6 protein-coding genes and 1 pseudogene are annotated in these 5,349 nt (G+C 61.3%); 2 read left to right on the top strand and 5 right to left on the bottom strand.

What is annotated here, in order from left to right; all coding sequences use genetic code 11:
* The 4 genes and pseudogenes from QZ638_RS22400 to QZ638_RS22385 all read right to left on the bottom strand — a co-directional run.
* A pseudogene (locus QZ638_RS22400) lies at window positions 1-135 on the bottom strand (glycosyl transferase); the annotation flags it as partial.
* A gap of 12 nt (window positions 136-147) precedes the next feature.
* Window positions 148-1,368 (bottom strand): NAD-dependent epimerase/dehydratase family protein, encoded by a 1,221-nt coding sequence (locus tag QZ638_RS22395; protein ID WP_295814750.1) that lies wholly within the window; start codon window positions 1,366-1,368, stop codon window positions 148-150.
* A gap of 172 nt (window positions 1,369-1,540) precedes the next feature.
* Window positions 1,541-1,783 carry a DUF1344 domain-containing protein gene (locus QZ638_RS22390; RefSeq protein WP_295814748.1) on the bottom strand — a complete coding sequence of 81 codons (243 nt, stop codon included), beginning with the start codon at window positions 1,781-1,783 and terminating at the stop codon, window positions 1,541-1,543.
* 463 nt (window positions 1,784-2,246) lie between these two features.
* Complete coding sequence (locus tag QZ638_RS22385; RefSeq protein ID WP_295814746.1) at window positions 2,247-2,567, bottom strand: BA14K family protein; 321 nt, start codon at window positions 2,565-2,567, stop codon at window positions 2,247-2,249.
* 252 nt (window positions 2,568-2,819) lie between these two features.
* Between QZ638_RS22385 and QZ638_RS22380 the strand changes: the two genes are divergently transcribed.
* Both QZ638_RS22380 and QZ638_RS22375 read left to right on the top strand, forming a co-directional pair.
* Window positions 2,820-3,053, top strand: a complete 234-nt coding sequence (locus QZ638_RS22380; protein ID WP_295814743.1) for a hypothetical protein — start codon at window positions 2,820-2,822, stop codon at window positions 3,051-3,053.
* A 466-nt stretch (window positions 3,054-3,519) separates the two neighbouring features.
* A complete protein-coding gene (locus QZ638_RS22375) occupies window positions 3,520-4,611 on the top strand; it encodes an autotransporter outer membrane beta-barrel domain-containing protein (protein ID WP_295814740.1) in 1,092 nt (363 codons plus the stop codon).
* A gap of 2 nt (window positions 4,612-4,613) precedes the next feature.
* On the opposite strand, the gene QZ638_RS22370 is transcribed toward QZ638_RS22375, so the two are convergent.
* Window positions 4,614-5,075 (bottom strand): hypothetical protein, encoded by a 462-nt coding sequence (locus QZ638_RS22370; RefSeq protein ID WP_295814737.1) that lies wholly within the window; start codon window positions 5,073-5,075, stop codon window positions 4,614-4,616.
* Between the last annotated feature and the right edge of the window lie 274 nt (window positions 5,076-5,349).

The raw sequence follows: 5,349 nt of genomic DNA, 5'->3' as shown, positions 1-5,349 counted from the left end.
GGACGGCGTCCCGCCGGTATGCATCACCACGAGATCGGCATCGGTGCCGGTCAAACGCAGAGAGCGCACCAAAGCCAGTGCGCCCATTGCATAGTCGGCATTGGTGACAAGCGTCACATAGGCATTTCTTGACATGAAAGCTGCCGCTTAGCCCACACTCTTCAACCGCTTGCCCTCCGGGTCGCGCTCGATGGTCGGTGCGATGTCCTTGGTCCATGCGGAGACGGCGGGAATGCGCGAGCGGTCGACGCGGTAGTCGAACTTTTTCGCCACGTCGACGACCTCCGAAAGCAGTCCCTTTTCCAGCGTGGTCGGGTTGAGGCCGAGCGACAGAAACTTGTCGTTCTTCACCACAAGGTCGTTCTCGGCCGCTTCCTTGCGCGGGTTCGGAAGATAGGCGACCTTCGCGCCGGTCATGCGCGCCACGAGCTCTGCCAGATCCCGCACACGGTGCGTTTCCGTCATCTGATTGAAAATCTCGACGCGGTCGCCCCGATCAGGCGGATTGTCGAGCGCGATCTCCACGCAACGCACCGAGTCCTGAATGTGGATGAAAGCCCGCGTCTGCCCGCCCGTGCCATGCACGGTCAGCGGATAGCCGATGGCCGCCTGTATCAGGAAGCGGTTGAGCACCGTTCCATAATCGCCATCATAGTCGAAACGATTGATGAGCTGGGTGTGGAGCTTGGTCTCTTCCGTATGCGTGCCCCACACGATGCCCTGATGCAGATCCGTGATGCGCACGCCGTCGTTCTTGGCATAAAACTGGAACAGAAGCTGATCCAGCGACTTGGTCATGTGGTAAATGGAACCCGGATTGGTCGGATACAGGATTTCCTGTGAGGCCGTCTTGCCGGAAAGCGTCTCGACACCGACGGGGAGATAGCCTTCGGGAATCGCCGCACCGACCGAGGAATACCCATAGACCCCCATCGTGCCCAGATGCACCAGATGCGCATCGAGGCCGATCTCCGTCATCGCGTTCAGCAGGTTGTGCGTGGCGTTGACGTTGTTGCTGACCGTATAGTTCTTGTGCCGATCGCTCTTCATCGAATAAGGCGCAGCACGCTGTTCGGCGAAATGCACGATGGCATCGGGTCGATTTTCGTCGAGCCAGGCTTTCAGCACATCGTAGTCGCGTGCCAGGTCGATCAGGTGGAAGTGAATACGCCGACCCGTCTCCTGATGCCAGATGCGCGTGCGCTCCTGGATGGAGTCCATGGGCGTTAGGGATTGGACCCCGAGTTCGGTGTCGATCCAGCGCCGGGACAGATTGTCGACGATGTGAACGTCATGTCCGCGTGCCGACAAGTGAAGCGAGGTCGGCCAGCCGACGAAACCATCGCCGCCAAGAACTGCAATCTTCATGGAATTCTGCCTCCGGTCATCAATGCATCGGGCCAAGGGGAGCCTGTCGATTCCCTTCTCGAAAGCCGCTTTAGCAGAGTTTTATGACAGTTTGTTCCGAAACGATATATGCGCGCGCAAAGAAGCCGGTCTCTTGTGGAGACCGGCTTCTCATCCAAGGGAGACAGGCAGGTTACATTTGCGCTTCTACAGACGTTACCTCGTTGGTCGTGTCGTCTATCGTCAGCGTAACCGTCGCTCCGGCGGCAATGCTGGCGAGATCGACACCCTCGCCGGCGGGGTACACCGTGCCGTCATCGAGGGCGATCGTTCTGGTCGCCGGATCGACGGATTGAACCGTTCCCTGCACCTCCGCAGCAAAGGCCGAGAGTGTGAGGAAGCCGGTGGCGGCAAGGACTGCGAGGATCTGCTTCATGGAGAGAACTCCTTTGTTGTTTTATGCCGGCCCAATCCCCGTTGACAGCTTTGGGGGAGCCGAGGACCAGGCCGACGGGGAAAAGGTGATGCGGAAAGCCGGTAATCTCAAATCAAACAGGATGACCGCCGCAAACACGCTTCACGCCAAAGCTTTGCCGCATTTGCCCGCACCACCGGTGACTGCAGGCTGTATAACGCGCAATCCCCGCATTGGTTCACATCGCCCCTGCTGCAAACCGGTCAAAATCCGCGCGGCCGGCGTTCACGATCCGCGTGACTTCATGCGCGTATGACATGGCTGCGGTAAAATCCGGTAACCCGATGCCGACAATGCGTGAAACAGGGCCGGCGCGAGGGAAGCGCCGGCCCGCGAACGGCCGCAGCGAATGGGAGAGAGGGAAGAGAGAGCGGCCATCCGGATCCGTTAAACCTCCTTTCGTTGGACGCTTGAGCGGCCCCGGCTACAGACGGCAGCGATGGCGATAGCCGTCATAGCCGAGGAACGTATCGCTGTATTCGTCGTAGGAACGGTAGCGCGCATAGCAGCGGGCCACATGTCGTTCCCAGGCAGAAGCGCCGCCGTAAACCGGCGCGGGGCGGTAGTGTCGGGCACGGGAATCGGCGACCAGTCCGCCAACGATGAAACCGCCGATCCCGGCAATGGCCGCCGCCTCGCCCGGAGACAGGCTGCCGGCGCGGCTTTCCGAGGTTGCAGACGAGAGCGCGGCGGCGACAAGAGTGGCGGCCATGAATCCGGTGGCGATGGTGCGTTTCAGGGTCATGTCATCATTCTCCTTGCGATGAATGGCCGGCCAGCACGGCCGTCCGATGTTCATCCGTCGCGGGAGAAGACGAAAAGGTTCACGCGTCGCTGATTTTTCTTCACGGGCGCTGTCGCAAGCACGCAACATAGATTCGCCATAATAGACACCGGAAATAAACCTGTTACCGTATAAAGCGGAGCCACGGTGGACGGCGGCACAGGAGGTAACGCACGCCGACCGCGACCCCGCACGGCAGAGGAGGGCCGGACGATGGCCAAGTCTGGAGTACCGCATATCAGTGCCGGCATCTATGACGCGGATGAAATGGCCGCGATGGAAAACGCCATTGAGGCCGTTTGCAGCGAACTCGGCATAAAGCGCAACGATAAGAAATCCCGCGAACGCATCGCCGGACATGTGATGCGCTCCTGGGCAAGCGGACGCCGCATGCCGCTGAACCTGGTTCAGGCCGGGTTGGAAAGCGTAACACGGATCGAAGCCTAGCGCGGAGCCACAATCCCGACGCAAGCAGCGCGCCATCGGCGCGCTCAGGTGTTTTTGCGCCTTGTACCGCACTACGCCATATAAACGCGCCGCAGTCTCTTTCTCCATACCTCCGATTTCTCCCGTGGTCCGACACCGGGCGAGAAACCGAAAAGACCGGCCAGGGCTCAGGGCCAGCCGCAAGATGGGCGAACTCCCCTTTACATAACCCGAAACGGCGATCGCACAGGAGGCCGGGAATCTTCACCGCCTCCCTTGCACAAACCGATGGCTTTATCGGCGGTTGCACACCGGCGAACCGGCGTGGATGGGCAGCGCCCATGCCCCTCCTATGGCAAATCGACAACAGCGCGGCGTTAAAACAAAATATTTCCGAAAGAAACACTGCGTTACCATTTATCTCCCGGTTCAATCGATCTATCTTCTCCAGGATGTCCGTCCCAACCGCTATTCGGGGCTTCCAAGAATGTTTTCCGGCTGCAAGCGCACCGCTCATTTCGCGACGGGGCTCGCAATCTTTATCGCGTTTTTGACCGTGGTTCCCGAAAAAGGCGCCGCGGAAGAGGCGCTCGACATGGCGGCAATTCACGCCCGGCAACTCGGACGCGCGGCGGATTCGGAAGCCCGGCAATTGTCGATCGTGCGTGAACGGCTTGCCAACACACGCCGCCTGAGAGCGCGGGGCGGCAACGCCGAAGCCATTCTCATGCGCCTGCACGTCAAACGCAGAGACCACAACGAGACCAGAAGCAAGCTGCTCGATACAGGCAAGGTAACAGCGGAGGAAAAATTGCGCCGCACACCCCGCCTCGCCCGCTGGATGGGCGGCGAAGCGGTGTTGAGCCAGGCACGCACCAACGACCCCCGCGCATCCGCCCTGTCCACCAAGGGCGTGGCTTTCGGCGCCGATTACCGAGTGAACCCGCGGTTGCTGATCGGCCATGCCATGGGTATGGCTTACGACCGCTCGCCACTTTCCACCGACATGACCTATTCGGCGCGCATGTTCAGCGAAACGCTTTACGGCACTGTTTTCACCGGCAACGAAACCTATCTGGATTTCGCCGTCGGCGCGGCACGCAGCCGTTTTTCCGGTCGTGTTGACGACGGCACCCGGACGCCCGGCGCATCCGGCGACAGGGTTTTCGCCATGTTGCGGGCAAGCAGGGTCTTCACACATGACGTGCTCAGCCTGCGCGGCTATGGCGAAGGCAGATTTTCGCAGATGCACTTCAACGGCACGGCCGACGGCCTGCGCGACGGCGCCACGAGAATGACGCTTGGACTGACGGGCGAAACGAAGATCTCCACGCGCCGAGGTCGGCTGACGCCGCATGCAGGGCTGGAATGGAGCCTCCTGCGCAAGGAAGGCACGGTGCCCGGCGAGACGCTCCCGGCGCACCGGCTGGAAGAGAGTGCCAAAATCACCGCCACGGCCGGGTTCGACTGGGCGCTGAACCCACGCGCGACGCTGAAAGCCGATTACGGGCTGACCGCCGATCCGCGCGCACACACCCGCAAGCAGACGGTAAAAACGCACTTTACGTTGCGGTTTTGACATCACGTTGCGGTTTTGACATCGGCATCGCGAGGTGTTTCCGCCACCGCGTCTCCATTTTCCTCATTCGCGATTCCGGTGACGAATGCGTGGCGCTCGGCATTGTAGATCCAGCCCAGTGCAATACCGAGCCAGGCGGCATGCAAACGTTCGAAATCGTCGTGCGTCCAGAGCGGCCGGCACGCGCTCTCCGGCAGTTCGTCCGCCCCCGCCCGGCAGTGCCCCACACGCCGGCATCCGCGGTTCGGGCAGCGCCGTGGCAGGTCGTTCAGACCCGCGAAATAGCGAAACATCACCTGCATTTCCTCACGCGGCCAAACCGGCGCCGCAAAGGGAAAGAGCGGATCAATCGCCTCATCGCTGTCCGGAAGCGTGTCGCGGACCGCCACCAGCGCACCGACAATGTCGCTGAGATAACCCTGCGGCGCGGGTGTGTCGTTCTGTCTTTCGTGCGGGGTTTTCATGCGGGGCTCCATAGATGTCATGTGGACGATTTCGGATCGACTGATAACCTTGCGGCACCGGAGACGGCGCGTGGGATGCACCATGGCGTGCGCCTCCATTGCCGCGCGGGGGCATCCGCCGGCGTGTGAATGAGAAATCGGGAAGCGGGGCGCGTTTTCCGTGCCTCTCTGTTGATGGTGGGTGGCGCGAAGAACGCGCCCCGCCGGCCGCTGTCCCAACCCTCGGCCGGTCACTCGGACGGGTTTCGCCCTAGCGGCTTCTCCGCAACCGGTC

Source organism: uncultured Nitratireductor sp., assembly GCF_913053745.1.
GTDB lineage: Bacteria > Pseudomonadota > Alphaproteobacteria > Rhizobiales > Rhizobiaceae > Nitratireductor.
This window is presented reverse-complemented; position numbering and strand designations above follow the sequence as displayed.

Bases quoted from the DNA above. Each gene is read 5' to 3' on its own strand.
- QZ638_RS22395 (WP_295814750.1), bottom strand. From the start codon at position 1,368: ATGAAGATTGCAGTTCTTGGCGGCGATGGTTTCGTCGGCTGGCCGACC.
- QZ638_RS22390 (WP_295814748.1), bottom strand. From the start codon at position 1,783: ATGAAGCAGATCCTCGCAGTCCTTGCCGCCACCGGCTTCCTCACACTC.
- QZ638_RS22385 (WP_295814746.1), bottom strand. From the start codon at position 2,567: ATGACCCTGAAACGCACCATCGCCACCGGATTCATGGCCGCCACTCTT.
- QZ638_RS22380 (WP_295814743.1), top strand. From the start codon at position 2,820: ATGGCCAAGTCTGGAGTACCGCATATCAGTGCCGGCATCTATGACGCG.
- QZ638_RS22375 (WP_295814740.1), top strand. From the start codon at position 3,520: ATGTTTTCCGGCTGCAAGCGCACCGCTCATTTCGCGACGGGGCTCGCA.
- QZ638_RS22370 (WP_295814737.1), bottom strand. From the start codon at position 5,075: ATGAAAACCCCGCACGAAAGACAGAACGACACACCCGCGCCGCAGGGT.